Annotated in this window: 29 protein-coding genes; 23 read left to right on the top strand and 6 right to left on the bottom strand. The window is 67.3% G+C overall.

Annotation, left to right across the window (positions count from 1 at the left end):
• Positions 1–1,041, top strand: coding sequence for a S49 family peptidase (locus tag AC3WQM_RS21485; protein ID WP_492681520.1), 1,041 nt, complete (start codon positions 1–3; stop codon positions 1,039–1,041).
• Between the two features lie 12 nt (positions 1,042–1,053).
• Here the strand turns inward: AC3WQM_RS21485 and AC3WQM_RS21480 are convergent, their stop codons facing one another.
• From AC3WQM_RS21480 to AC3WQM_RS21470, 3 genes are read right to left on the bottom strand one after another with little or no spacing between them, the layout of a single operon-like run.
• On the bottom strand, positions 1,054–2,220 hold the full coding sequence (locus AC3WQM_RS21480; protein ID WP_492681518.1) for an MFS transporter: 1,167 nt from the start codon (positions 2,218–2,220) through the stop codon (positions 1,054–1,056).
• Between the two features lie 2 nt (positions 2,221–2,222).
• The gene (locus AC3WQM_RS21475; RefSeq protein WP_492681516.1) at positions 2,223–2,990 is read right to left on the bottom strand and encodes an SAM-dependent methyltransferase; all 768 of its coding nucleotides are present in this window, start codon (positions 2,988–2,990) and stop codon (positions 2,223–2,225) included.
• Complete coding sequence (locus AC3WQM_RS21470; protein ID WP_492681514.1) at positions 2,987–3,568, bottom strand: Maf family protein; 582 nt, start codon at positions 3,566–3,568, stop codon at positions 2,987–2,989. Before AC3WQM_RS21470 ends, AC3WQM_RS21475 begins: the two co-directional genes overlap by 4 nt.
• Before the next feature lie 86 nt (positions 3,569–3,654).
• Here AC3WQM_RS21470 and AC3WQM_RS21465 point away from each other — a divergent pair, with 86 nt between their 5' ends.
• The 22 genes from AC3WQM_RS21465 (at position 3,655) to nagZ (ending at position 23,208) form a co-directional block, all read left to right on the top strand.
• Entirely contained in the window at positions 3,655–4,212 is a 558-nt protein-coding gene (locus AC3WQM_RS21465) for a YceD family protein (RefSeq protein ID WP_492681512.1), read from the top strand.
• Between the two features lie 173 nt (positions 4,213–4,385).
• Positions 4,386–4,568, top strand: coding sequence for a 50S ribosomal protein L32 (rpmF, locus tag AC3WQM_RS21460; RefSeq protein WP_007830466.1), 183 nt, complete (start codon positions 4,386–4,388; stop codon positions 4,566–4,568).
• A 61-nt stretch (positions 4,569–4,629) separates the two neighbouring features.
• Positions 4,630–5,727, top strand: a complete 1,098-nt coding sequence (gene plsX, locus AC3WQM_RS21455) for a phosphate acyltransferase PlsX (protein ID WP_492681510.1) — start codon at positions 4,630–4,632, stop codon at positions 5,725–5,727.
• A complete protein-coding gene (locus tag AC3WQM_RS21450) occupies positions 5,727–6,704 on the top strand; it encodes a beta-ketoacyl-ACP synthase III (RefSeq protein ID WP_070062242.1) in 978 nt (325 codons plus the stop codon). The genes plsX and AC3WQM_RS21450 overlap by 1 nt, the downstream gene beginning before the upstream one ends.
• A 51-nt stretch (positions 6,705–6,755) precedes the next feature.
• On the top strand, positions 6,756–7,709 hold the full coding sequence (gene fabD, locus AC3WQM_RS21445; RefSeq protein ID WP_492681508.1) for an ACP S-malonyltransferase: 954 nt from the start codon (positions 6,756–6,758) through the stop codon (positions 7,707–7,709).
• A gap of 32 nt (positions 7,710–7,741) precedes the next feature.
• Positions 7,742–8,485 (top strand): 3-oxoacyl-ACP reductase FabG, encoded by a 744-nt coding sequence (gene fabG, locus AC3WQM_RS21440; RefSeq protein ID WP_062475549.1) that lies wholly within the window; start codon positions 7,742–7,744, stop codon positions 8,483–8,485.
• 100 nt (positions 8,486–8,585) lie between these two features.
• The gene (gene acpP / locus AC3WQM_RS21435) at positions 8,586–8,825 is read left to right on the top strand and encodes an acyl carrier protein (protein ID WP_007830471.1); all 240 of its coding nucleotides are present in this window, start codon (positions 8,586–8,588) and stop codon (positions 8,823–8,825) included.
• 96 nt (positions 8,826–8,921) lie between these two features.
• Positions 8,922–10,166, top strand: coding sequence for a beta-ketoacyl-ACP synthase II (fabF, locus tag AC3WQM_RS21430; protein WP_354342747.1), 1,245 nt, complete (start codon positions 8,922–8,924; stop codon positions 10,164–10,166).
• Positions 10,167–10,179: 13 nt separating this feature from the next.
• Positions 10,180–10,662: a hypothetical protein gene (locus AC3WQM_RS21425; protein ID WP_492681506.1), complete on the top strand. Its 483-nt coding sequence runs from the start codon at positions 10,180–10,182 to the stop codon at positions 10,660–10,662.
• Between the two features lie 9 nt (positions 10,663–10,671).
• Positions 10,672–11,346 carry an RNA polymerase sigma factor RpoE gene (rpoE, locus tag AC3WQM_RS21420; RefSeq protein WP_307694818.1) on the top strand — a complete coding sequence of 225 codons (675 nt, stop codon included), beginning with the start codon at positions 10,672–10,674 and terminating at the stop codon, positions 11,344–11,346.
• A 17-nt stretch (positions 11,347–11,363) separates the two neighbouring features.
• On the top strand, positions 11,364–12,038 hold the full coding sequence (locus tag AC3WQM_RS21415) for a sigma-E factor negative regulatory protein (protein WP_492681504.1): 675 nt from the start codon (positions 11,364–11,366) through the stop codon (positions 12,036–12,038).
• A 38-nt stretch (positions 12,039–12,076) separates the two neighbouring features.
• Entirely contained in the window at positions 12,077–13,144 is a 1,068-nt protein-coding gene (locus tag AC3WQM_RS21410) for a MucB/RseB C-terminal domain-containing protein (RefSeq protein ID WP_492681502.1), read from the top strand.
• A gap of 108 nt (positions 13,145–13,252) precedes the next feature.
• Positions 13,253–14,731, top strand: a complete 1,479-nt coding sequence (locus tag AC3WQM_RS21405; protein WP_492681500.1) for a DegQ family serine endoprotease — start codon at positions 13,253–13,255, stop codon at positions 14,729–14,731.
• Positions 14,732–15,253: 522 nt separating this feature from the next.
• Complete coding sequence (lepA, locus tag AC3WQM_RS21400; RefSeq protein WP_489057954.1) at positions 15,254–17,065, top strand: translation elongation factor 4; 1,812 nt, start codon at positions 15,254–15,256, stop codon at positions 17,063–17,065.
• Positions 17,066–17,076: 11 nt separating this feature from the next.
• A complete protein-coding gene (gene lepB / locus AC3WQM_RS21395; RefSeq protein ID WP_159275634.1) occupies positions 17,077–18,042 on the top strand; it encodes a signal peptidase I in 966 nt (321 codons plus the stop codon).
• 41 nt (positions 18,043–18,083) lie between these two features.
• The gene (locus tag AC3WQM_RS21390; RefSeq protein ID WP_489057956.1) at positions 18,084–18,455 is read left to right on the top strand and encodes a DUF4845 domain-containing protein; all 372 of its coding nucleotides are present in this window, start codon (positions 18,084–18,086) and stop codon (positions 18,453–18,455) included.
• Positions 18,456–18,475: 20 nt separating this feature from the next.
• Positions 18,476–19,162, top strand: coding sequence for a ribonuclease III (gene rnc / locus AC3WQM_RS21385; RefSeq protein ID WP_489058338.1), 687 nt, complete (start codon positions 18,476–18,478; stop codon positions 19,160–19,162).
• A gap of 7 nt (positions 19,163–19,169) precedes the next feature.
• Positions 19,170–20,138 (top strand): GTPase Era, encoded by a 969-nt coding sequence (gene era, locus AC3WQM_RS21380; RefSeq protein WP_492681498.1) that lies wholly within the window; start codon positions 19,170–19,172, stop codon positions 20,136–20,138.
• Between the two features lies 1 nt (position 20,139).
• The gene (recO, locus tag AC3WQM_RS21375) at positions 20,140–20,913 is read left to right on the top strand and encodes a DNA repair protein RecO (RefSeq protein ID WP_492681496.1); all 774 of its coding nucleotides are present in this window, start codon (positions 20,140–20,142) and stop codon (positions 20,911–20,913) included.
• Complete coding sequence (locus AC3WQM_RS21370; RefSeq protein ID WP_492681494.1) at positions 20,910–21,677, top strand: pyridoxine 5'-phosphate synthase; 768 nt, start codon at positions 20,910–20,912, stop codon at positions 21,675–21,677. The genes recO and AC3WQM_RS21370 overlap by 4 nt, the downstream gene beginning before the upstream one ends.
• On the top strand, positions 21,674–22,066 hold the full coding sequence (gene acpS / locus AC3WQM_RS21365) for a holo-ACP synthase (RefSeq protein ID WP_489057961.1): 393 nt from the start codon (positions 21,674–21,676) through the stop codon (positions 22,064–22,066). Before AC3WQM_RS21370 ends, acpS begins: the two co-directional genes overlap by 4 nt.
• Positions 22,067–22,110: 44 nt before the next feature.
• A complete protein-coding gene (gene nagZ, locus AC3WQM_RS21360) occupies positions 22,111–23,208 on the top strand; it encodes a beta-N-acetylhexosaminidase (protein ID WP_492681492.1) in 1,098 nt (365 codons plus the stop codon).
• Here the strand turns inward: nagZ and AC3WQM_RS21355 are convergent.
• Genes AC3WQM_RS21355 through AC3WQM_RS21345 form a run of 3 tightly spaced genes read right to left on the bottom strand, consistent with a single transcriptional unit; the run spans position 23,178 to position 26,897 of the window.
• Entirely contained in the window at positions 23,178–25,073 is a 1,896-nt protein-coding gene (locus AC3WQM_RS21355; RefSeq protein ID WP_492681490.1) for a glycosyltransferase family A protein, read from the bottom strand. The two genes, nagZ and AC3WQM_RS21355, sit on opposite strands and share 31 nt — an antisense overlap.
• Positions 25,074–25,096: 23 nt before the next feature.
• Entirely contained in the window at positions 25,097–25,624 is a 528-nt protein-coding gene (locus AC3WQM_RS21350) for a YgjP-like metallopeptidase domain-containing protein (RefSeq protein ID WP_492681488.1), read from the bottom strand.
• Between the two features lie 7 nt (positions 25,625–25,631).
• Positions 25,632–26,897 carry an Hsp70 family protein gene (locus AC3WQM_RS21345; RefSeq protein WP_492681486.1) on the bottom strand — a complete coding sequence of 422 codons (1,266 nt, stop codon included), beginning with the start codon at positions 26,895–26,897 and terminating at the stop codon, positions 25,632–25,634.
• Positions 26,898–26,932 lie beyond the last annotated feature (35 nt).

Genomic DNA, 26,932 nt, shown 5'->3' with positions numbered 1-26,932 from the left:
ATGACCGATCCGAACCGCAGGGAACCCCAAGGTTTCGACCCGCTGGAGCCGGTCGCCCCCCTCATGACATCCCAGGACAGTCCCAGCACCATGGCCCAAGATCCCACGCAGCGCCCCGGGTGGGAGCGCGCCACCCTCGAAAAGCTCGCCTTCGCCTCCCTGAACGAGCAGAAGGCCACGCGTCGTTGGAAGACCTTCGTGCGCCTGGGCTGGCTGGCCTTCTTCGTGTTCCTGGCCTGGTTTGCGTTCTCGCGCAGCACGCCCAGCACCGCCAAGACCACGGCCCACACGGCCGTCGTCGAGATCAAGGGCGAGATCGCCAACGGCGGCGACGCCAGTGCCGAGTTCGTGATCGCCGCCATGAAGACGGCCTTCGAGGACGAGGGCGCCAAGGGCGTGGTGCTGCTGATCAACTCGCCCGGCGGCAGCCCGGTGCAGGCCGGCATCATCAACGACGAGATCAAGCGCCTGAAGGCCAAGCACAAGAAGCCGGTCTACGCGGTGGTCGAAGAGACCTGCGCTTCGGCGGCGTACTACATCGCCGCGGCCGCCGACAAGATCTTCGTCGACAAGGCCAGCATCGTCGGCAGCATCGGCGTGCTGATGGACGGCTTCGGCTTCACCGGCGTGATGGAAAAGGTCGGCGTGGAGCGCCGGTTGCTGACCGCCGGCGAGAACAAGGGCTTCCTCGACCCGTTCAGCCCGATGAGCGACGCACAGCGCGCGCATGCCCAGACGATGCTCAACCAGATCCACACGCAGTTCATCAACGTCGTGAAGACCGGCCGCGGCGACCGCCTCAAGCTCGACACCCCGGGCCTGTTCAGCGGCCTCTTCTGGAGCGGCGAGCAGGCTGTCGAATTCGGCCTGGCCGACCAACTGGGCAACGTCGACTTCGTGGCACGCGAAGTGATCAAGGCCGAGGAAGTCATCGACTACACGCGCCGCGACAACGTGGCCGAGAAGCTGGCCAAGAAATTCGGCGCCGCCATGGGCGCGGCTTCGGTAAGCGCACTGAGAACTTCGCCGGCGCTGCGCTGAGCGCGGCTTCTTTCAGGCGGCACTGTCGGTGCTGCTGCCGGTGAACCGGGCCGAGGCCGCCAGCGCGGCGGCAAAGGCCACCACCACATAGAGCGCGGCGGTCAGCGAGCTGACCCGCGCCAGCAGGCCGATCACCGCAGGCCCTGCCATGAACCCCAAGTAAGCGATGGCCGACACGGCCGCAATGCCGTTGGCGGGCGCCACGCCCGGCACGCGGGCTGAGGCCCCGAACAGGATCGGCACCACGTTCGCAAAACCGACGCCGACCCCCGCGAAGCCGAGCAGCGCGAGCCAGGGCAGGTCGGTCAGCAGCACCAGCGTCATGGCCGCTGCCGCGAGCAGGCCGCTGCCACGCAGCAATGCAGTGGGTGAGAAACGGGCGCGCATCGCATCACCGCCGAAACGCGCAGCCGCCATCGCGGCGGAAAAGCTCGCATAGGCCAGTGCGGCCTGCTGCTGCGGGCTGCCCAGTTCCTGCTGCATGTAGAGCACGCTCCAGTCGTAGATGGCGCCCTCGGCGATCAACCCCAGCGCGGCCAGCACGCCGAGCACTGCGAGCACGCCGCGCGGCAGGCGGAAGCCGTGGTCCGCTGCTGTCGCACCGTCAGCGGGGGCGGTCGGTGTGGGCAGCATGCGCGTCGACGCGATTGCGACGACCCCGATCATCACCACGGCCACCGTCCACAAGTGCGTTTGCGGCGCCGTGCCGGCGGCCAGTGCCGCGCTGCCGCTCGCGGCGCCGACCATGCCGCCGAGGCTGAACATGCCGTGCATGCCGCTCATCAACGGTTGGCCGCCGCGCAGTTCGAGCTGTGCGGCCTCGGTGTTGATCGCCACGTCGAACACGCTGGTGACCAGGCCGAACACCGCCAGCAGGCCCAGCAGCGCGGTGTAGCCCGGCATCGCGATGAGGCCGGCAATCAGCAGGGCGTAGATGCAGCCGCAGAGCGCGGCCATGCGGCGCGGGCCGTGGCGGCCGATCCAGCGACCGGCGCTGGTCAGGCCGACCATCGCGCCGGCGCCTGCCGCGAGCATGGCGAGCCCGAGCTGCGCCTCGTCGATGGCGTAGTGCGCCTTGACCGTGGGCACGTGCACGCCCCAGGTCGCGAAGATGAAGCCCGACGCGAAGAACTGGGCGCGCGATGCCCAGCGCGTACCGGCCGTGACGCCCGGCCCCACCGTCAGCGCCCGATCGCGAACACGGCGGGCAGGCGCTCGTCGGTCACGGCCTGCGGCTTGGCGGCGCGCCAGCTTTTCACCGTCTCGCTGCGCACCTGTGCGGTCGCCAGCGTCAGGCCGCGCGCGACGGCGAGCCGGGTGTTGTGCTGCAGCGTCTGCACCAGCGCCTGCAGCAGGGCGGCGTTGCGGTACGGCGTTTCGATGAAGAGCTGCGTCTGGCCGGTCTTGAGTGCGAGCGCCTCGAGCTCGCGGATACGCGCCTGGCGTTCGCCGCCGTCCTGCGGCAGGTAGCCGACGAAGGCGAAGTTCTGTCCGTTCAGGCCGCTCGCGGCCAGGGCCAGCAGCAGCGACACCGGGCCGGTGAGCGGCACGACGGTGATGCCCAGGTCGTGCGCGGCGCGCGCCACCGACGAACCGGGGTCGGCCACCGCGGGCATGCCGGCTTCGCTCAGCAGGCCGATGTCGTGGCCTTCGAGCGCGGCGGCCAGCAGCGGGCGGGCGTCGAACTGGCCGGCGTGGTCGCCTTTCTTGTGCACTTCGCGCGGCAGTTCCTGGATGTTCTGTGCCTGCAGCGGCGCGGCCAGCGGAGCGACCGCGTCGATGCGCTTCAGGTAGGCGCGCGCCGACTTGGCGTTCTCGCAGATCCAGTGCGTGATGCCGGCGGCGGCCTGCAATGTGCCCAGGGGCAGGGCGTCCTGCAGCGGTGCCTGGAGATCGCAGCCGAAATCGAGCGGCGCGGGGACGAGGTAGAGCTTGCCTGGGGTGGTCACAGCAGGTCGACCCCCGCGGCGCGCAGCATCCGGCAGGTGCGGATCAGGGGCAGGCCGACCAGCGCGGTCGGGTCGTCGCTGTCGATGGCGTCGAGCAGCGCGATGCCGAAGCCTTCGCTCTTGGCGCTGCCGGCGCAGTCGTAGGGCTGCTCTGCCAATAGATAGCGCTCGATGGCGGCATCGGAGAGATCGCGGAACACCACGCGCACGGGGGCGATGTCGCGCTGGACGAAGCCCGTGGCGTGGCAGACGACGGCCACGGCGGTCTGGAAGATGAGCGTCTGGCCGCGCATGCGGCGCAGCTGGGCGGTGGCCCGTGCGTGGTCGCCGGGCTTGCCGAGCGCTTCGCCCGCCAGGTCGGCGACCTGGTCGGAGCCGATCACCACCGCGTCGGGAAAGCGTGTGGCCACGGCGTTGGCCTTTTCCAGCGCCAGGCGCTCGGCCAGCGCACGCGGCGTTTCGCCGGCGTGCGGGGTTTCGTCGACGTCGGGGGCGTGCACCTCGAAGGGCAGATGGAGGCGGGTGAGCAGTTCGCGGCGGTAGCGCGAGGTCGAGGCAAGGATCACGGTGCGTTGCATGCAGCGATTGTGCGTGAGCGACCGGACCCGACCCGTGCGGTGGGTTGCTCGCCTGGGAAGGCGGCCGGCGCGCTAGACTGGGACGGATGAAGAGAGAATTTGCCCCCGAAAGGCTCAATGTGCCCGCGTTCACCGCGGCGGCCGCCACCCTGGACGGCGACGACCCGGTTCCTGGCTTTGCGCGCCTCGTCGCCGAACTGGCAACGCCGGCCACCGATGCGGTGGTCCACTGGGAAGCGACTGGCGAGGAGCGCCCCGGCGCCGACGGCAAGGCGACGTCCTGGCTGCACCTGGACGTCGAAGCCACCGTGCCGCTGGTGTGTCAGCGCTGCCTGTCGCCCGTCGATACCGAGCTGTTCGTGGACCGCTGGTTCCGTTTCGTGGCCGACGAAGCCACGGCGGAGGCGGAAGACGAGGATTCCGACGAGGACCTGCTGGTGATCAGCCGTGATTTCGATTTGCGCGAGCTCATCGAGGACGAGCTGCTGATGGAAATCCCCACCATGCCGGTCCACGACGTGTGCCCGACGCCGGTTCGCCTGTCGTCCAGCGACGACGATTTCCAGGCGGCCGAAGAGGCCAAGCCGAACCCCTTTGCCGTGCTCGGCGCGTTGCGTCCGCGCAAGCCGGAAGAGGGCAAGTAGCCCTTTCTCTGCGGCTGGGCTATAATCATGGGCTTCGCGCGCGCCGCCGTGAGCAGCAATGCATACAAGGCAAAGGCAGAACGTGGCATTCCATGCATGCCGCCGGAGCTTTCGCCTCATTGCCACCGCTTGAGCCCGCATCCAGTCACCCACCTAACCGTCCAGGAGCCATCATGGCCGTCCAGCAAAACAAGAAGTCGCCTTCCAAGCGCGGCATGCACCGTTCACACAACGCTCTGGTTGTCCCCGGCATCGCCGTGGAGCCGACCACTGGCGAAACGCACCTGCGCCACCACATCAGCCCCAACGGTTTCTACCGTGGCCGTCAGGTGCTCAAGAACAAGTCCGAAGCCTGATCTCGAATCCCAAGGCCAAGGCCCGAAGCTACTTTTGCTGTAGCGTCGGGCCTTTGTTTTGATGGCTGCGCCTTTTTCTCCCGAACTCACTGCTGCGCCCGCCGCAATCACGCTCGCCGTGGATTGCATGGGGGGTGACCATGGGCCGCGTGTCACGCTCGCGGCCTGCCGCGCGTTTCTCGAGCGGCACAGCGAAGCCTCGTTGCTGCTGGTCGGTGCGCCGGCCGCTTTGGCAGGGTTCGCCGACCATCCGCGCGCCCGCATTGTGCCGGCCAGTGAAGTGGTCGGCATGGACGATCCCATTGAAATCGCCTTGCGCAAGAAGAAGGACTCTTCGATGCGCGTCGCGATCCAGCAGGTCAAAGATGGCAGTGCGCAAGCGGCCATATCTGCTGGCAACACGGGTGCATTGATGGCGATTGCGCGCTATCTGCTGAAGACGCTCGACGGTATCGATCGGCCCGCCATCGCGCCCCAGCTGCCGAACGTGAAGGGCGGGGCGACCACCGTGCTCGACCTCGGTGCGAACGTCGATTGCGATGCCGAAGACCTGCTGCAGTTCGCCGTGCTTGGCTCGGCGCTCGTTTCGGCGCTGACTGGCAACGAGTCGCCTTCGGTAGGTCTGCTCAATATTGGCGAAGAGGCCATCAAGGGCAGCGAAACCATCAAGAAGGCGAGCCAACTGCTGCGTACGGCTGCCAACTCCAAGGATCTGAACTTCTACGGCAACGTGGAAGGCAACGACATCTTCAAGGGTACGACCGACATCGTCGTGTGCGACGGATTTGTCGGCAATGTGGCGTTGAAGGCCAGCGAAGGCGTCGCCTCGATGATCGGCGAGTTCATTCGGGTCGAGTTCTCGCGGAATATCTTCACCAAGCTGGTCGCAATTGTTGCTTACCCGGTTCTAAAAGCGTTCAAAGGTCGTCTGGATCACCGTCGTTACAACGGTGCAGCCCTTTTGGGTCTGCGCGGGCTGGTATTCAAGAGCCATGGCTCGGCCGACGAAGTGGCTTTCGGCCATGCGTTGGATCGCGCTTATGATGCCGCTCGCAACAACCTGCTCGATCGCGTGCGGGCCCGCATCGCCCACGCCGCGCCTTTGCTCGCGCGGCAGGAGCCGGCGGCGCCGGCCGACGCGACAGCCCTTCACGCTTGATGACCCCTTTTTCGCGCATTACCGGCACCGGCAGCTACCTGCCCCCGCGCCGCGTCACCAATGACGACCTTGCCAAGGATCTGGCGACACGCGGCATCGAAACTTCCGATCAGTGGATCGTCGAGCGCACCGGCATCCATGCGCGTCACTTCGCCGCGCCCGATGTCAGCAGCAGCGATCTCGGCCTCGAAGCCGCGAAGCACGCGCTGGAAGCCGCCGGCCGCAAGGCGAGCGACGTCGACCTGATCATCGTCGCGACCTCGACGCCGGACATGGTGTTCCCGTCGTCGGCCGCGATTCTTCAGCACAAGCTCGGCATCGCCGGCTGCCCGGCCTTCGACGTCCAGGCGGTCTGCAGCGGTTTTGTCTACGCACTGACGGTGGCCGACGCGATGATCCGCACGGGCACCGCGCGTTGCGCGCTGGTGATTGGCGCGGAAGTGTTCTCCCGCATCCTCGACTTCAACGACCGCACGACCTGCGTGCTGTTCGGCGACGGCGCGGGCGCGGTGGTGCTCGAGGCTTCCGACGAACCCGGCATCCTGGCCAGCGACCTGCATGCGGACGGCAAGCACGTCGGCATCCTGTGCGTACCGGGCCATGTGTCGGGCGGCAACGTGCTCGGCACGCCGCTGCTGCACATGGATGGCCAGGCGGTCTTCAAGCTGGCAGTCCGCGTGCTCGAAGACGCCGCGCGCGCCACGCTCGCCAAGGCCGGCAAGACCGAAGCCGACATCGACTGGCTGATCCCGCACCAGGCCAACATCCGCATCATGGAAGGCACAGCCAAGAAGCTGAAGCTGCCGCGCGAGAAGCTGGTGGTCACGGTGCACGAGCACGGCAACACCTCGGCCGCCTCGATCCCGCTGGCGCTCGACGAAGCCGTGCGCTCGGGCAAAGTGAAAAAGGGTGAGACCCTCATGCTGGAAGGCGTGGGCGGTGGCTTCACCTGGGGCGCGGTGCTATTGAATCTGTAGTGCGTTGCGGCGCCCTGGAGCGGGCGTCGGCGCGGTGACGAAGAAACAACAATGAAATCCTTTGCTTTTGTCTTTCCGGGTCAGGGCTCGCAGGCGGTCGGCATGCTCGACGCCTGGGGCGATCACCCGGCCGTGGTCGAGACCTTGCGCGAAGCCTCCGAAGCGCTGGGCGAAGACATCGGCGCGCTGATCAAGAACGGCCCCAAGGAAGAACTGGCGCTCACCACCAACACGCAGCCCGTGATGCTGGTGGCTGGCGTGGCCGCCTGGCGTGCCTGGCTGGCTGAAGGCGGCGCCACGCCGTCCGTCGTGGCCGGCCATTCGCTGGGCGAGTATTCGGCGCTGGTGGCTTCGGGCGTGCTCACGCTCGCGCAGGCCGCGCCGCTGGTGCGTTTTCGTGCGCAGGCCATGCAGCTGGCGGTGCCGGTCGGTGTCGGCGCGATGGCGGCGATCCTCGGCATGGCGTCCGACAAGGTGGTCGCCGGCTGCGCCGAAGCCACCGCCACGTTCGGCCCCGGCAGCGCCGAAGTGGTCGAGGCCGTGAATTTCAACGATCCGATGCAGACCGTGATCGCCGGCAGCAAGGCCGCGGTCGACAAGGCCTGCGAGCTGTTGAAGGCCAACGGCGCCAAGCGCGCGCTGCCGCTGCCGGTGTCGGCACCCTTCCATTCGAGCCTGATGAAGCCGGCGGCTGAAGCCCTGCGCGAGAAGCTCGCGAGCGTGGTGCTGGCCGTCCCGCAGATTCCGGTGCTCAACAACATCGACGTGGCCGTCGAGACCGATGCCGACCGCATCCGCGACGCCCTGGTGCGCCAGGCTGCTGGTCCGGTGCGCTGGGTCGAGAGCGTTCAGGCCTTGAAACTGCGCGGTGCAACCGCCATCATCGAGTGCGGTCCCGGCAAGGTGCTGGCCGGCATGGTGAAGCGCATCGCCCCCGAACTGGAAGCCGCGTCGGTGTACGACCCGGCCACCCTCGCGGACGTCCGACAATCGCTCGCCGGCTGAACGCCGCCAGGCCCCGATACTTTTTCTCTTTTATGAGCACTCCCAAATTCGAAGGCCAGGTCGCCCTGGTCACCGGCGCAACGCGCGGCATCGGTGCCGCCATTGCGCTCGAACTCGCGCAGCGCGGCCTGAAGGTCGTGGGCACCGGCACCACCGATGACGGCGCCGCCAAGATCACCCAGGCGCTGAGCGCGTTCGACGGCCGCGGCCGTGCGCTCGACGTGAACGACGGCGCTGCCGTCGAGGCCCTGATCGACGAGATCGTGCAGGCTTACGGCGCGATCCACGTGCTGGTCAACAACGCCGGCATCACGCGCGACACGCTCGCCATGCGCATGAAGGACGACGACTGGGACGCGGTGCTCGACACCAACCTCAAGGCCGTGTTCCGCCTCTCGCGCGCGGTGATCCGCCCGATGATGAAGCAGCGCTACGGCCGCATCATCAGCATCACGAGCGTGGTGGGTGCGTCCGGCAATGCCGGCCAGGCCAACTACGCGGCCGCCAAGGCCGGCGTGTCGGGCATGACCCGCGCACTGGCCCGCGAACTCGGCAGCCGCAACATCACGGTCAACTGCGTCGCGCCGGGCTTCATCGAAACCGACATGACGGCCAGCCTGCCGGAAGCCCAGCAACAGGCGCTGCTCTCGCAGATCCCGCTGGGCCACCTGGGCAAGCCGGCCGACATCGCGCATGCCGTGGCTTACCTTGCATCGCCGCAGGCCTCGTACGTGACGGGGCAGGAACTGCACGTCAACGGCGGCATGCACATGTAGCCGAAAGGCGCAATCTTTTTCCGTACCGGAGCGCGGGGCAAATGCCACGGGCCGCCCGGCTAAAATCCACCAGTTACCTACAACCCTTAGAGGGAATCAAATGAGCGATATCGAAGCACGTGTCAAGAAAATCATCGCCGAGCAGCTCGGCGTGGAAGAGTCCCAAGTGACGAACGAAAAGGCTTTCGTGGCCGACCTCGGCGCTGACTCGCTCGACACGGTCGAACTCGTGATGGCACTCGAAGACGAGTTCGGCATCGAGATCCCGGACGAAGACGCAGAGAAGATCACGACGGTGCAGAACGCCGTCGACTACGCCACCAAGAATCAAAAGGCCTGATCGGCCAGCTGACACTGCAACGACGGCCGGCGGCTCTTTTTTCAACCGCCCGCGCCGCTCGGCAGTGGTCCAGCGCTTCCAGAAAGGTTTGCCGGCATGACCAAACGCCGCGTCGTCGTGACCGGACTCGGTTGCATCGCTCCTGTCGGAAACACCGCAACCGAATCCTGGACCAACCTGTTGGCCGGGAAGTCGGGCATTGCGAACATCACCGCGTTCGATGCAAGCGCCTTCGCCTGCAAGTTCGCCGGTGAGGTCAAGGGTTTCGACATCACCCAATACATCTCGGAGAAAGAAGCGCGTCACATGGACCGCTTCATTCATCTGGGACTCGCCGCCGCCATCCAGGCGGTGCAGGACAGCGGACTGCCGACCGGCGACGCGCTGTCCTATGAAAAGGCCGTGCGCATCGGCTGCAACATCGGTTCGGGCATCGGCGGTCTGCCGATGATCGAGCAGACGCACGGCGAATACGCGAGCCGCGGCCCGCGCCGCATTTCGCCGTTCTTCGTGCCGGCGTCGATCATCAACATGATCTCGGGCCACGTGTCGATCAAGTACGGCTTCAAGGGCCCGAACATCGCCGTCGTGACCGCCTGCACCACCGGCCTGCATGCCATCGGCACGTCGGCACGCATGATCGAGTACGGCGACGCCGACGTCATGATCGCGGGCGGCGCCGAATCGACCATCTCTCCGCTCGGCATCGGCGGCTTCACCGCGCCTCGCGCGCTGAGCACCCGCAACGACGATCCCACCACGGCCTCGCGCCCGTGGGACAAGGACCGCGACGGCTTCGTGCTGGGCGAGGGCTCCGGCGTGCTGGTGCTCGAAGAGTACGAACACGCCAAGGCGCGCGGCGCCAAGATCTACGCCGAAGTCTCCGGCTTTGGCATGACCGGCGACGCGTACCACATGACCGCGCCCGACGTCGACGGCCCCCGCCGTTCGATGGCGATGGCACTGGCCAATGCGGGTGTCAATGCCGACGAGGTCCAGTACCTGAACGCGCACGGCACCTCGACGCTGATCGGTGACCTCAACGAAACCAACGCGGTCAAGCTCGCCTTCGGCGATCACGCGAAGAAGCTCGTCGTCAATTCGACCAAGTCCATGACCGGCCACCTGCTCGGCGGCGCGGGCGGCATCGAATCGGTGTTCACGGTGCTGGCGCTGCATCACCAGAAGAGCCCGCCGACGATCAACATCTTCAACCAGGATCCGGAGTGCGATCTCGACTACTGCGCCAACGAGGCGCGCGATCTGAAGATCGATGTCGCGGTCAAGAACAACTTCGGCTTCGGCGGTACCAACGGTACGCTGGTGTTCAAGCGCGCTTGAGCGTCGCTCTCCCATGCACAGCGCACCGTCGGTGACCTATCCGGTGGGGCGCACCCGCGGCGCAACCCGGATTCTCCTGGCCCTTTGGACCCTGGGCGTCTGCTGCGCGGGCGCGGCTTGCTATCTGTTCGATAGCAATGGCTGGCGCCAGCTGCTGCTGCTCCTCAGCGTCGTCTTTTCCGGTGTCGCCGCGGGCTTTGGCCTGCGGCGGGACGGTGCAGCCACGTTGCACTTCGACGGATCGCACTGGTCGCTGACCGGTGCCGATCCGACGCGTGGCGTGCTCGCCGCGCGCGCCGTCGTGGCGCTCGATTTCCAGTCGCTGCTGCTGATCCGCCTGGCCGAACCCGGCCGCGCGGCGCGTTGGGTCTGGCTCGAGCAGCGGGCTATGCCCGAACGCTGGCGCGACGTGCGCCGTGCGGTCTACGCGCGGCCCCCGGCGGCCGAACCGGCCGGCGACCCCTGGCGCGCGACCGCTCCGGCCGATGCGCCCTGATCCGTTTCGATGACCACTTCCTTGCCGCCCGCGCCCCCGGAGTCCGCGCCGCCCGATGGGGCGGCCGAGGCGCCGCGTCCGGGTGAGGTCGACTTCCAGCTGGTCCAGCGCACCGTCGCGGGCGACCAGAAGGCGTTCGAGTTGCTGGTCATCAAGTACCAGCGTCGCATCGAGCGCCTGATCGGGCGCATGGTGCGCGATGTCGACCTGATCGAGGACATCGCCCAGGAAACCTTCATCCGCGCCTACCGCGCGCTGCACCAGTTCCGCGGCGAGGCGCAGTTCTACACCTGGCTGTACCGGATCGCGGTGAACACCGCCAAGAAGGCGCTGGTGGACATGAAGCGCGATCCGACCGTCTCCGAAAGCGCACTGCGTTCGTCCTCGGACGACGAAGATGAAACTTACCGCCCTGGAAACGAACCAACCACCGATGAAACCCCCGAATCGGTCATGGCGGCGAACGAAATCGCCAGTGCCGTCGAGGCTGCCATGGAGGCGCTCCCGACCGAGTTGCGCCAGGCGGTCACGCTGCGCGAGATCGAGGGGATGAGTTACGAAGAGATTGCCGAGGTCATGGATTGTCCGATCGGCACGGTGCGTTCGCGTATTTTCCGGGCGCGCGAGGCCATTTCGGCCAGGGTCAAGCCGCTGCTGGACAACCAGTCCGGCAAGCGTTGGTAGATCAGCAGGTGAATGACATGAATCAGACGATGACGGTTCGGGAACAGGTGTCCGCACTCGCGGACGGCCATTTGCAGGGCGAAGCGTTCGCGCGTGCGATCGAATCCGTCTGCGCTGAAGACGACTCGCGCGACGCTTGGCACGCGTACCACGTGGTGGGCGATGTGTTGCGCTCGTCGGCGCATTCGCGCTGCAGCGATACCTCGGCCTTCCTGGCGCGCTTCCAGCAGCGGCTCGCCGAAGAGCCGGTCGTGATCGCTCCGCCCGCGGCCGTGGCGCCCTTGGCCGCCGTGCCGGCTGCGATGCCCGTGCGGCAGCGCGCCGAAGCGGCCAACGAGCCGGTGTTCCGCTGGAAGCTGGTGGCTGGCGCCGCGTCACTGATGGCCGTGGCGGCCATCAGTTGGACGCTGGTCGGCAATGGCGCTGCGGTGCCGAACGGCGGTGCCCAGTTGGCCGCGGTGCAGCCGCCCGTGGCGAACTCGGTGCTGGCGACCGCGGCCGGTGGCAGCGAGCTGCCGGGCAACGGCGCCCTGACACCGACCCGCGTGCTGGTCGGCAATGGCAACCCGCAGGTCATGCTGCGCGATCCGCGCCTTGACCAGCTGCTCGAAGCTCACCAGCAGGCTGGTGGTGCATCGCAAATGCCGTCCGGTTTCCTGCGCAACGCCACCTTCGAGGGCCCCACGCGCTGAATGCGCGCCCGTCGCCGCCTGCAATGACCGTTGTTCACATGCCGATTTCCGCACGCACCCTGGTGCTCGCGTTTGCTGTTCTTTGCCTGGGGCAGATGGCCACCGCGCAGACCCGCTACGGTGCGGCGAACACGAAGAGCGTGCCCTCGGCGCAGACCGACGAACCGCCGGCCATGGGTGTGACCGAATGGCTGCAGCGCATGCACGCAGGGGCACGGCAGCGCAGTTACGTGGGCACCTTCGTGGTGTCGGCCCCGGGCGGCGACCTGTCGAGCGCGCGCATCTGGCATGTGCGCGACGGCGATCACCAGCTGGAGCGCATCGAAGCGCTGTCGGGCCCGCCGCGCTCGACCTTCCGGCGCAACCGCAACGTGATGACCTTCCTGCCCGAGGCGAAGGTCGTGAAGGTCGAGAAGCGCGAGAACCTCGACCTCTTCCCCAATCTGCCCGACAAGCCCGATTCGTCGGTGGGCGACTACTACGACGTGCGCGCCATCGGCAAGGACCGCGTCGCGGGCTTCGATACCGACGTGGTGCAGCTGGTGCCGCGCGACGGCCTGCGCTTCGGCTACCGCATCTGGAGCGAACGACGCTCCGGCCTCGTGGTGAAACTCCAGACCGTCGACAGCGACACCCGCGTGGTCGAGCAGTCGGCGTTCTCCGAGCTGCAGCTCGATGCGCCCGTGAAGGCGCAGGCGCTGGCGCAGATGATGGCCAACACGAATGGCTACCGCATCGAGAAGCTCGAACTCGAGCGCAGCACTGCGCAGGACGAAGGCTGGATGCTGCGCACACCCGTGGCCGGATTCAAGCCCCGAAGCTTCTTCCGCCGCCCCGCGTTGCCCGGCAGCGATGGCAAGCCGCCCAAGCCCGAAGCGACCACGGTGCAGTGGACCTTCTCCGACGGCCTTGCGACGGTCTCGCTCTTCATCGAACGCTACGACCCCACGCGCACGCCGGGCGACGGCGTGCTGACCATCGGCGCCACCAACGCGATCCGTCGGCGACTGCCCGCACCGGCCAGCGACTGGTGGTTGACGGCGGTCGGCGAGGTGCCGCAGCAGACGCTCAATGCCTTTGCCCAGAGCCTTGCGCGCACGCGCTGACGGGCGATGGGCTGACGCCATGCAGGCGCTCATGCTGAACCAAGCCGGCGTCGCGCACTCATAGCCTCTGTCGTTATTTGCAGCTCTGTTCTTTTTGAAAGACAACCGATGATGTTCAAAGTCGAGGGACACAAGCTTCGTTCCGGTCTGCTGGCCTTTGCGCTGGCGCTGACGGCCGGTGCCACTTTCCTGCCGGTCGAGTCGGTGCATGCGCAGACGCGCACGCTGCCCGACTTCACCGATCTGGTCGACCAGGTCGGTCCGTCCGTGGTCAACATCCGCACCGTCGAGAAGGTCGCGCAGCGTGGCGGCGGCAACGGCGAGATGGACGAGGAGATGCAGGAGTTCTTCCGTCGCTTCTTCGGTCAGCCGACGCCGGGCACCCCGCGCCAGGGACCGCGCCCGAACCGTCCGCAGCAGGAAGAAGAGCGACCGCGTGGCGTGGGCTCGGGCTTCATCCTGACAGGCGACGGCTACGTCATGACCAATGCGCACGTGGTGGAAGACGCCTCCGAGGTGCTGGTCACGCTGCCCGACAAGCGCGAGTTCAAGGCCAAGATCATCGGCGCCGACAAGCGCACCGACGTGGCCGTGGTCAAGATCGAAGCCACGGGCCTGCCTGCGGTGAAGGTGGGTGACATCTCGAAGCTGCGTGTCGGCGAGTGGGTGATGGCGATCGGCTCGCCCTTCGGCCTCGAGAACACCGTCACGGCCGGCATTGTGAGCGCCAAGCAGCGCGACACCGGCGAATACCTGCCGTTCATCCAGACCGACGTGGCCATCAACCCCGGCAACTCGGGCGGCCCGCTGATCAACATGCGCGGCGAAGTGGTGGGCATCAACAGCCAGATCTATTCGCGCTCGGGCGGCTTCATGGGCATCTCGTTCTCGATCCCGATCGACGAAGCCATCCGTGTGAGCGACCAGCTGCGCACTTCGGGGCGCGTGTCGCGCGGCCGCATCGGTGTGCAGATCGACCAGGTCACCAAGGACGTGGCCGAAGCCATCGGCCTGAGCAAGGCGCAGGGTGCGCTGGTGCGCGGCGTCGAAGCCGGTTCGCCGGGCGAGAAGGCCGGCGTGGAGCCGGGCGACGTCATCACCAAGTTCGACGGCAAGGCGATCGAGAAGCCGAGCGACCTGCCGCGCCTCGTGGGCAACACCAAGCCGGGCACCAAGAGCACGCTCACCGTGTTCCGCCGCGGCAGCGCGCGCGACCTCAGCGTGACCATCGCCGAGATCGAGCCCGACAAGCCGGCCAAGCGCGCGAGCGATCGTGACGAGCCGGCCGCGAAGCCGTCGGCCTCCGCAGCCCTGAAGTCGCTGGGCCTCGGGGTCAGCGACCTCACCGACGCGCAAAAGAAAGAGCTCAAGCTCAAGGGCGGCGTGAAGGTCGATGCCGCCAACGATGCTGCCGCGCGGGCCGGCCTGCGCGAGGGCGACATCATCATGGCCGTGGGCAATCTCGAGGTGGCGAATGCCCGCGAATTCGAGGCGGCGGTCGCCAAGGCGGACAAGGGCAAGCCGCTGAGCGTGCTCTATCGCCGGGGCGACTGGGCGCAGTACGCCCTGATCCGACCCGCACGCTGATACGGCGCCGGCGTCAAGTGGCCCCACCCGGCAGTCGGGTTTGGGGCCATTTTTTCGAGGTGTTTACGACGCTTCGGCTCCGGCACCTAAAAAAATCCGGAGCCTTGAAAACGCCAAGATTTGTTTGCAATCACTAACTTATAAAAGGCCTAAGGACGAATTTCGGTAGAATAGACAGCTCCTGGCGGCCAGTCAGCGCATAAAGAGGGCGATGGCCTTCACGATGCGAGATGTCAGACAGCCGTCCACCGGTGCTCCACAGATCGCCCACAAGTTGTTCAGTGAGTGCTCCACCCATCCTGTGGATAACCTGTTTGTATCTTTGATGTTGTGGACCTGCAACGAGCCCTTTGGACCCTGTTCCCGGATGTACGTGCTTCCCTTTTTGCCTACAATGAAGTTCCAACTACTGCAGTTGCCATTGCTTGTTGGTTCAGGGCGCGTCTCCAGAAGACGCGCCCTTTTTTCTTGGCCTCGCCCCTCGGCGCCCGAGCCAATTCAAGTACTTAAGCGTTCCCGTTGATGAATCACATCAGAAATTTTTCGATCATTGCGCACATCGACCATGGCAAGTCGACACTCGCAGACCGTTTGATCCAGCGTTGCGGCGGTCTCGCTGAACGCGAGATGGAAGCGCAGGTGCTCGACTCGATGGACATCGAAAAAGAGCGTGGGATAACCATCAAGGCACAGACCGCCGCGCTGCACTACAAGGCACGCGATGGACAGGTCTACAACCTCAATCTGATCGACACACCGGGCCACGTCGACTTCTCGTACGAAGTGAGCCGCTCGCTGTCGGCGTGCGAAGGCGCATTGCTCGTCGTCGATGCATCGCAAGGCGTCGAAGCGCAGACGGTGGCCAACTGCTACACCGCGCTCGACCTTGGCGTCGAAGTGATCCCGGTGCTCAACAAGATCGATCTGCCGAACGCAGATCTCGACAACGCGCGCACCGAAATCGAAGACGTGATCGGCATCGACGCGACCGACGCGATTCCGTGCTCCGCAAAAACCGGCGTCGGCATCGACGAGATTCTCGAGACCATCGTCGCGCGCATGCCTGCGCCGCGCGGCAACCCCGACGGCCCGCTGCGCGCGATGATCATCGACAGCTGGTTCGACGCGTACGTCGGCGTGGTCATGCTGGTGCGTGTGGTCGACGGCCGCCTCGTGAAAGGCGAGCGCATCAAGATGATGGCGTCGGGCGCGATGTACAACGCCGACAGCATCGGCGTCTTCACGCCCGCCAACGAAGCGCGCGCGTCGCTCGAAGCCGGCGAGGTGGGCTACATCATCGCGGGCATCAAGGAGCTGCAGGCGGCCAAGGTCGGTGACACGGTCACGTTGATCCGCCCCGGCACCGGCGGTGCCGCCGCCACGGCCACCGAGGCGCTGCCCGGCTTCAAGGAAATCCAGCCGCAGGTGTTCGCGGGCCTGTACCCGACCGAAGCCAGCGAGTACGACTCGCTGCGCGACGCGCTCGAGAAGCTCAAGCTCAACGACTCGTCGCTGCGCTACGAACCCGAAGTGAGCCAGGCGCTGGGTTTCGGCTTCCGCTGCGGCTTCCTCGGCCTGCTGCACATGGAGATCGTGCAGGAGCGCCTGGAGCGCGAGTTCGACCAGGACCTGATCACGACCGCGCCGAGCGTGGTCTACCAGGTGGTGCGCAACGACGGCGAAGTGATCATGGTCGAGAACCCGTCCAAGATGCCCGACGTCGGCAAGATGGCGGAGATCCGCGAGCCCATCGTCACCGTGCACCTGTACATGCCGCAGGAATACGTCGGCTCCGTCATGACGCTGGCCAACCAGAAGCGCGGCGTGCAGCTGAACATGGCCTACCACGGCCGCCAGGTCATGCTGACCTACGAGATGCCGCTGGGCGAAATCGTGCTCGACTTCTTCGACAAGCTGAAGTCGGTGAGCCGCGGCTACGCCTCCATGGACTACGAGTTCAAGGAGTACCGCGCCTCCGACGTGGTGAAGGTCGACATCCTGCTCAACGGCGACAAGGTCGATGCGCTGTCGATCATCGTGCACCGCAGCCAGTCGCAGTACCGCGGCCGGGCCGTGGTGTCGAAGATGCGCGAGATCATTTCGCGCCAGATGTACGACGTGGCGATCCAGGCGGCCATCGGGGTCACGATCATTGCGCGTGAGACAATCAAGGCGCTTCGCAAGAACGTGCTCGCCAAGTGCTACGGCGGCGACATCTCCCGCAAGAAGAAGCTGCTCGAGAAGCAGAAGGCGGGCAAGAAAAGAATGAAGCAGATCGGCTCCGTCGAAGTCCCGCAAGAGGCCTTCCTCGCGATTCTGCAAGTCGAAGACTGATCACCACGAACATGGCATACCTCACCACCCTGGTTCTCGCGGCGTTCGCCAGCTACGTCGGCGCCTGGTATTTCGGCGCGCTCGAAGGCAACTTCGCGCTGCTGCTGTTCGTGGCCACGGTGGTCACCGGGGTCTACTGGCTGGCCGAGCGCTTCTACTTCCTGCCGCAGCGCGAACGCGCCGCCGCCACGCTCGAGAGCTCCATCGCCGAACGCAACACGCGGCTGGCAGGGCAGGGCATCACCCAGGTCGACACCACCGATGCCAAGGCCAGCGAGCGCCTGCTGATGCAGCCCTGGTGGCTCGACTGGACGGCGGGCCTGTTCCCCGTGATCCTGGTGGTGTTCCTGCTGCGCTCGTTCCTGTACGAGCCCTTCAAGATTCCCTCGGGCTCGATGATGCCCACGCTGCTGACCGGCGACCTGATCCTGGTGAACAAGTTCACCTATGGCCTGCGCCTGCCGGTCATCAACACCAAGATCACCGACGGCACGCCGCTGGCGCGTGGCGACGTGGTGGTGTTCCGCTACCCGCCCAAGCCCAGCATGGACTACATCAAGCGCGTGGTCGGCATTCCGGGCGACGAGGTGGCTTACCTGAACAAGAAGCTCACGATCAACGGCCAGCCGGTGGGCAAGGCCCCGATCGCCGACTACCTCGATGGCGAGTCGATGCGCATCCTGAAGCAGTTCGACGAAGACCTCGGCGGCAAGCAGCACAAGATCCTCAACGACGAGAACGCTCCCGCCTTCGTGCCAGGGGCCAGCGACTTCCCGTTCCGCGAGAACTGCCGCTACTCGGTCGAGGGCGTGGTGTGCAAGGTGCCCGAAGGCAACTACTTCATGATGGGCGACAACCGCGATAATTCGGCCGATTCCCGTTTCTGGGGGTTCGTGCCGGACAAGAACATCGTGGGCAGGGCCTTCTTTGTCTGGATGAACTTCGGCGATCTCGGTCGCATCGGTCCGTTTCAATAATTAATCAACAGTCAACGTTACTGTTCGAGGGGTAAGAGGGCATGAGAACCAACAGTCGGTCCGTCCGTGGCAGTGCCGCGCACCAGCGCGGCATCTCGTTCATCGGCCTGGTGTTCGTCGCGGCGGTGCTGGGCTGCGCGGGCGTCGTCATCGCGCAGGTCATTCCGACGCTGATCGAGTGGCAGGCCATCGACAAGGCCGCCAACAAGGCCAAGGAAGGCGCCACGGTGCCCGAGATCCGCGCGATCTTCGACCGCGCCCAGGCCATCGACGACTTCAAGTCGGTCAGCGGCCGGGACCTCGAGATCAAGAAGGTGGGCGACAAGGTCGTCGTGTCGTATGCGTACGAACGCGAGATTCCCCTGTTCGGGCCGGCCTACCTGACGCTCAAATACAAGGGCGCGTCCCGCTGACCGCGGTGTCGAACAAGAAGGTGGACGGCAGCCTCGTCGCGCTGCAGGCGCGCCTTCAGCACACGTTTTCGGACCCGCGGCTGCTCCAGCTCGCGCTCACGCACCGCAGTTTCTCGGCCGACCACAACGAGCGCCTCGAGTTTCTCGGCGACTCGGTGCTGAACCTGGCCGTTTCGCATCTGCTGTACATCCGTCTCTCGGCGCTGCCCGAGGGCGACCTGTCGCGCGTGCGGGCCAACCTGGTCAAGCAGGACACGCTGCACCAGCTCGCGCTGGGGCTGGCGTTGTCGCCGCTGTTGCGCCTGGGCGAGGGCGAAGCCCGCTCGGGCGGCCCGAACCGGCCCTCCATCCTGGCCGACGCGCTCGAAGCGCTGATCGGCGCGGTCTACCTCGACGCCGGCTTTGCCGCCGCGCAGGCGCTGGTGCACCGGCTCTACGAGGCGGTCGAGATCAATCCGCGCATGGAAGCCGCCGCGAAAGACCCGAAGACCGAATTGCAGGAATGGCTGCAGGGCCACAAAATGAAGCTGCCGGTGTACCGCGTGGCAGCGACGCTGGGTGCAGCGCACAAGCAGACCTTCGATGTCGAGTGCGAGGTGCCCGAGCTGGGCCTTCGCGAGCGCGGCATCGGCGGCTCGCGCCGCGCCGGCGAGCAAGCTGCCGCGGCCGCCATGTTGATCCGGCTCAAGGCACGCGGCGCCGCGTGAAATCAGAATGAACGATGTAACCCATCCCGAAGCGGGACCCGAAGACACCGCAGGCGACACGGCGCCTGCCACCGGGCCGCAGCACTGCGGCCTGATCGCCATCGTCGGCAAGCCCAATGTGGGCAAATCGACGCTGCTCAATGCGCTGGTCGGCCAGAAGATCAGCATCACCTCGCGCAAGGCGCAGACCACGCGCCACCGCATCACCGGCATGCGCACGCTGGGCGCCACGCAGTTCGTGTTCGTCGACACGCCGGGTTTCCAGACCCTGCATGCCAACGCGCTGAACAAGTCGCTCAACAAGACTGTGCAGGGCGCGGTCGGCGATGTGGACCTGATCCTGTTCGTGGTCGAGGCCGGCAGCTTCACGCCGGCCGACGAGCGCGTGCTCAAGCTGCTCGGCAAGGGCATCCCCACGGTGCTGCTGGCCAACAAGCTGGACAACGTGCACCGCCGCGGCGACATCGCGCCCTGGCTGCAGACCATGCAGGCCAAGCACAGCTTCGCTGAATTCGTGCCGATGTCGGCCAAGAACGCGAAGGACGTCGAGCGCCTGTTCGGCATCTGCGAGAAGTACCTGCCCGAACAGCCCTGGTTCTACGACGAAGACGAACTCACCGACCGCAGCGAGAAATTCCTCGCCGGCGAGCTGGTGCGCGAAAAGCTCTTCCGCCTCACGGGCGACGAGCTGCCCTACACCTCGACCGTCATCATCGACAAGTTCGAGGAGGAGCCGCCCCAGAAGAAGGGCCAGAAGCGCCTGCTGCGCATTGCCGCCACCATCGTGGTCGAGCGCGACGGCCACAAGGCCATGGTGATCGGCGACAAGGGCGAGCGCATCAAGCGCATCGGCATGGAAACCCGCGTCGAGCTCGAGAAGCTGGCCGACGCCAAGGTGTTCCTCGAGCTGTGGGTGAAGGTGCGCTCCGGCTGGGCCGACGACGAAGCCCGCGTCCGTTCGTTCGGCTACGAATGAAGTGGCCGCTGCTCATCGCGTTTCGCATGAACCGGCTTACGTGCTCCATCGCTACGACTGGAGCGAGTCGAGCCTGATCCTCGAGGTCTTCACCCGCCACCACGGGCGCATCGCGCTCGTGGCCAAGGGGGCGAAGCGGCCGAGTTCCAATTTCCGTCCGGTGCTGCTGCCGCTGCAGCCGCTGCAGCTCAACTACGGCGGCGACGCCGAGATCCGCACGCTGAAAGGCGCTGAATGGATGGGCGGCCACGTCATGCCGACGGGAGAGGCGCTGCTCTCCGGCTACTACGTCAACGAACTGCTGCTGCGCCTGCTGGCGCGCGACGACGCGCACGAGGCACTGTTCGACGCCTATGCCGGCGTGGTGCAGGTGCTGGCCGGCGACCACGCGGGCGCCCAGGCCGCGACGCAGGCCGCCGCGCTGCGCGCCTTCGAACTGCTGCTGCTGCGTTCGGTCGGCCTGCTGCCTTCGCTCGACGCGCAGACGCTCACCCTGGAGCCGCTGGCGGCCCGCGCGCGCTACACCCTCGTGCCCGAAGCCGGCCTGCGCCAGGCGGCCAAGGACGAGGCTGCGTTGGCCGGTGCCGACTGGCGGGCGCTGCAAGAGGTGCTCGACGATCGCACGCCGTTCACCGCCACCCTGCGCGAGGTCGCGACGATGAACGCCGGCAGCAACAGTGCCCTGCGCAACCAGCTGCGGGCCTTGCTCAACTACCATTGCGGCGTGACCACGCTGCGCACGCGGCAAATGATGAGAGATCTGCAAGCACTATGAGCACTTCTTCGGGCGATGCCGGTACCACGGCCCTGTCAGTCAATCTCAACAAGGTCGCCCTGGTGCGCAACACGCGCCACCTCGGCATCCCGAGCGTGGTGGGCGCCGCCCAGGCCTGCCTGGCCGCGGGCGCGCAGGGCATCACCGTGCACCCGCGGCCCGACGCGCGCCACATCCGCGCGCACGACGTGAGCGACCTGTCGGAACTGCTCGCCAAGGACTGGCCGGCCATCGAGTTCAACATCGAAGGCAACCCCTTCCACAACCTGATGGACTTCGTGCGCGAGCTCAAGCCGCACCAGGCCACCTTCGTGCCCGACAGCGAAACCCAGTCGACCAGCGACCACGGCTGGAGCTTCCCGGAAGACGCCGAGCGCCTGCGCCCGCTGGTCGCCGAAGCCAAGGCGCTGGGCGTGCGTGTGAGCCTGTTCATGGATCCGATCCCCGAGATGATGGCCGCCGTCAAGGCCGTGGGCGCCGACCGCGTCGAGCTCTACACCGAAGGCTACGCCGCCTCGCGCGGCACGCCGCAGGAAGCCGCCGTGCTCGCGCGCTACGTGGCCGCGGCGCAAGCCGCCTACGCGGCGGGCCTGGGCGTCAACGCCGGCCACGACCTGAGCCGCGACAACCTCACGCCGTTCCTGCGCGCGGTGCGCGGCGTGCACGAGGTGTCGATCGGTCATGCCTTCGTCGCCGATGCGCTCGAACTCGGGTACGCCGCCACCACGCGCGACTACCTGCGCTGCATCGCCGACGCCGCATGATCTACGGCATTGGGACCGACATCTGCGACGTGCGCCGCATCGCGGCCACCTTCGAGCGCCAGGGCGAGCGCTTCGCCCGCCGGGTCCTGAGCGACGCCGAGTTCGCCGTCTGGCAGGCCCGCGCTGCACGCTGGCCCAAGCGCGGCCTGAGCTACCTCGCCACGCGCTTTTCCGCCAAGGAAGCCTTCAGCAAGGCCATCGGCCTGGGCATGCGCATGCCGATGAGCTGGCGCCTGTGCGAGATCGCCAACCTGCGCAGCGGCAAGCCGGTGATCGTGCTGCACGGCGAGCTGAAAGACTGGTTCGAGGCGCAGGGCCTGACGGCGCACGTGACCGTCACCGACGAAACCGAGTACGCCGCCAGTTTCGTGGTGGTGGAAAAGGCCTGAACGAAGCTCCGGCGCCACGCCGACCGATCGACTGACCGACAGACATGACCGAACTGAACCACGCGCCGCTCCTCATCGATGTGGCCGGCACCGAACTCACCGCCGCCGACCGCCGGCGCCTCGCGAACCCGCATGTGGGCGGCGTGATCCACTTCACCCGCAACTGGCAGGACCGCGCGCAGATGACCGCGCTCAATGCCGAGATCAAGGCGATCCGGCCCGACCTGCTGATCTGCGTCGACCACGAAGGCGGCCGCGTGCAGCGCTTTCGCACCGACGGCTTCACGCGGCTGCCCTCGATGCGCAGCCTGGGCGAACTGTGGATGCACGACGCCCTGCGCGCCACGCAGGTCGCCACCGCTGCCGGGCAGGTGCTGGCCGGCGAACTGCGCGCCTGCGGCGTCGACTTCAGCTTCGCGCCGGTGCTCGACCTGGACTACGGTGGCAGCAGCGTGATCGGCGACCGCAGCTTCCACCGCGACCCGCGCGTGGTCGCGCTCCTCGCCAAGAGCGTGATGCACGGCATGCTGCAGATGGGCATGCGCAACTGCGGCAAGCACTTTCCGGGGCATGGCTTCGTGCAGGCCGATTCGCACGTCGAGATCCCGGTCGACCGGCGCAGCCTGACAGCCATCCTGGCCGACGACGCGCGGCCCTACGACTGGCTGGGCGGCACGCTCGCGGCCGTGATGCCGGCGCATGTGATCTACCCGAAGGTCGACAAGCGGCCGGCGGGTTTCTCCGAGAAATGGCTGAAGGACATCCTGCGCCAGCGCTTCGCGTTCGACGGCGCCGTGTTCAGCGACGACCTGAGCATGGAGGCCGGGCGCTACATCGACGGCCAGCTGCTGAGCTACACCGATGCCGTGCTGGCGGCGCTCGCGGCGGGTTGCGACCTGGCGCTGCTGTGCAACCAGAGCATCGGCGAAGGCCGGCCGCTGGACGAGATGCTCGACGGCTTCACCGCCGCGGTGGCCGACGGCCGCTGGCAGGGCGATGCGGCCAGCGAAGCACGGCGCCGGTCGCTGCTGCCGGGCGATGAAGCGCTCGACTGGCAGGCGCTCACGGCCTCGACGCGCTACGTGCAGGCGCAGCGCCTGCTGGCCGGCGCTCAGTCGCGGAAGGGCCGCACCGGCAGTTGATTCGCCGCGGGGCCGAGCAACGCGGCCACCTCGGGCGTCTCGAACAGCGATTCCAGCCAGGGCTTGTCGGCCAGGCCGGCACGGAAGAACACCTGCAGCAGCCGCAGGGTTTCGGTGCGCAGCGCGCGCGTCAGCATTTCAGCGTCGATCCGCGGCGTGCCGGCGGGCACAAGCGCCGTGCAGGCCTGCGCCACGGTGCGCAGCAGCTGTTCGGCAAAGTCGCGCTGCGGCGGCCACAGATGGGCGTAGAGCTGGGCGATCAGGTCGATGTCTTCCACGCGGCTGCGCGGCAGCAGGTGGCGCAGCACCGCGCGCCGCGCGCGCATGGCGAGCGAGACCGCATGCGCGAGGTTGGCTGGCGGCGCGACCGGTGCCGCGCGATGCAGCAGCTCGGGAATGACCGCGAAGCGCGCGCCGGCCACGATGCAGCGGCACAGCATCTGCAGGTCGTCGTGCACCGTCGCGAACTCGGGGTCGTGGCGCACGCCGGTGCGTTCCAGGAAGTCGCGGCGGACCAGGCAGGCCGACAGCCGCAGCGGCTCGGGGCCCAAGGCTTCGGCCACGATTTCATCGTGCCGCTGGGCGTACTTCAGCGGTCCGGCCGGCGTCTCGCTCCAGCAGCCGACGATGTCCAGGTCCGGGCAGGCGGCGAGCAGCGCGGCCTGGCGCTGCAGGCGGCCGGGCAGGGCGCGGTCGCCGGCATCGGCGAAGACCACGTGGTCGCCGGTGGCCTGTGCGAGCGCGAGGTTGCGCAGGGTGGGGCGGTCGCAGGCCATGGGCAGTGTGATCCACCGCAGGTCGGGAGCGATGGCGCGTGCTTCGCTTTCAGCCGCTGCGGGCAGGCCTGCTGCCACCACGACCAGCTCCAGCGCCACGTCGGCCTGCGCTGCCCAGTCGCGCAAGTCCTGCAGCCAGTCGTCGCGGCTGCCGTCGGGCGTCAGGCAGACCGTCACGCGCGGCATTGCGACGGGCGGTACGCGGTCGGGCTGCTGGGCGCGCCAGGCGAAGTAGCGTTCGAGCGCGGGGCCGATGTCCGGCGGCGCCACGGCCGCGTTGATCTTGTCGAGTCCCTCGCGTTCGAGTCGTGCGCGGCGCGGCGCATCGGCGACCAGCGTCACGACGGTGTCGACCAGCTGGTCGTAAGGCACGCCCACCACCGCATCTCGGAAGGCGGGATCGACCTCGCTGTCGGGGTAAAGCTCGCAGACCACAGCCTTGCGGTGGCGCAGCAGGGTCGACAGGCGCGGCGTCTCGACCACGCGCGAGTCTTCCCAGTTGTGCAGGTTCAGCAGGACCTTGGTGCGGCGCATGGTCGCTTCGCGCTCTTCCAGCGACCAGAACCCGGTGTGCGTGATCTCGACGCGCAGCCCCCGCGCCCGCAGCGCCTCGATGATGTCGATGCGCCGCCGCGTGAGCGAGCCGAAGAAGCAGACATCGATGTCGCGTGCTTCCTCGGGCAGCACCTCGGACCACGGCAGGGTGCGCGCCGCGTCAGACTCCCAGCCGAGCGGCACGCAGTCGGCGTTCTGGTAGCCCAGCTCGCGGTGGCACTGGAAGTTGGTCTTGCTGTACTCCCACAGGTAGCAGCGCGGGAGCAGGTCCAGGTAGTTGGCGTTCCAGGCGTGCGTGCCCTCGACCATCGGCTCGAGGTTGACGACGATGCAGTTGGGATGCAGCGGCGCGATGCTCGTCCAGGGAATGTTCCAGAAGAAGAACAGCAGGTTGATCGCGTCCGGGTCGACGACGGCCGGGGCGTAGGCCGTCGGGTAGCCCAGCCGTTCGGCCGCCAGCTGGTAGGTGCGCACGATGTCGCCGCAGACCGCGTCCTCGGACAGTGACGTGAAGTGCAGCCGTGGCAGGGTCATGGCGACGACTGTAGCGGGTCAGGTCAATCCGAACCTGGCGCGCCCACCACCGTGGGCCACAGCGGTGCGCCGCCCGCCTCCAGGTGCGTCATGTACAGCCGCAGCTCGAACTCGAAGCGGTGGTACTCGGGCTCCATGTGCGTGCACAGCGCGTAGAAGGGCTTGTCGTGGTTCTTCTCGCGCGTGTGGGCCAGTTCGTGCACGACGATCATGCGCAGCCATTCGAGCGGCACGGTCTTGAACAGGCTGGCCACGCGGATCTCGCGCTTGGTCTTGAGCTTGCTGCCCTGCACGCGGGCGATGGTGGTGTGGGTGCCCAGCGCGTGGCGCACCACATGCAGCTTGTTGTCGAACACCGCCTTGGCCAGCGGCTCGGCCTTGCGCATGTACTCGCCCTTGAGCTCGCAGGCGTAGTCGTACAGCGCGCGGTCGGTGCGGATGTCGTGCAGGCCGGCGTAGCGTCCGCGCAGCAGGGCGCCGAGCTTGTCGGCCGCCATCAGCTCGCTCACCTGCGCCAGCAGCGCGGGCGGGTACGCGGACAGGTACTTCATCTGCGGCTCACCCCGCCGTGCGCGCCGAATAGGCGAGCCCGGCCGCCACGCCGCCGAGCAGGTCGCCTTCGATCAGCGGCACGCCAGCGAAACTCGCGCGCAGCGCCCGCTGGAACGGGCGCAGGGCCGACGAGCCGCCGGTGAGGTAGATGGCGTCGAGGTCGCCGCTGCGCAGGCCGGCGCGCTTCACGCAGGCGTGGGCGCAGGCCACCACGTTCTCCAGCGGTGCCGCGAGCTGCTGCGCCATGTCGGCCGGCGTCAGCGCCGACACCAGCCCCGCCTCGATGCACGACAGGTCGATCTGTACCTCGGCGTCGCTGACTGAGCCGTTGATCTTGGCCTGTTCGACCTCGCTGGCGATGCGATGGCCGTGGCGCTCCTCGAGCACCGTCATCAGGCGGTCGTGCAGCTGCCGGTCGCTGTAGCTGGTGCGCAGCTCGCGCGCCTGGCGCACCGCCTTGGGGGCGTAGAGCCAGTTGATCAGGTGCCAGGACGACAGTTCGAAGAACACCTTGCTGGGCACCTCGCGCCCGCTCGGGCCGAGGTGGCGCAGGCCGAGCAGCGGCATCACGCGCTCCAGGTTCAGGCGCTGGTCGAAGTCGGTGCCGCCGATGTGCACGCCGCTGGTGGCCAGCACGTCGTCGGCGCGGTCGGCGCGCGTCATGCGCTCGGGGCCCAGGCGCACCACGGTGAAGTCGGAGGTGCCGCCGCCGATGTCCACGATCAGGATCAGCGATTCGCGCGTGACGCGCTGCTCGTAGTCGAAGGCCGCGGCAATGGGTTCGTACTGGAAGGACACGTCGCGCAGGCCGGCCGCACGCGCGGCGTGGCGCATGCTTTCTTCGGCACGCTGGTCGCGCTTGGCGTCGTCGTCCACGAAATGCACAGGGCGGCCGATGACCACGCGCTCGGGGCGCTGGCCCAGCTCGCGTTCGGCGCGCGTCACCAGCTCGTGCAGGAAGCGCGCGATGATGTCCTCGAAGCTGACCAGCCCGTCGTAGACGGCGGTCTTCTCCTGCATCAGCGGGCTGCCGAGCAGGCTCTTGAGCGAGCGCATGAGCCGGCCTTCGACGCCGGACAGGTACAGCGCGATGGCGTCGCGGCCGAAGTGCGTGCTGCGGTCCTCGGCGTTGAAGAAAAGGGCGGTCGGCAGGGTGGTGGCGCTGCCTTCGATGGGCAGCAGGCGCGCGGCCTCGCCGGGGGAGGCGTAGGAGACCGCGGAATTCGAAGTGCCGAAATCGATGCCGATGGCCGGGGTGCGTAGGGGATTCATTCAAGCAGGAAATCGGAGGGCCCAAGAGTGTAGAG

This window comes from Variovorax sp. FW301-JW7, assembly GCF_058788795.1.
The sequence above is the reverse complement of the archived record's forward strand: the minus strand, read 5'-3'. Positions and strand labels throughout refer to the sequence as shown.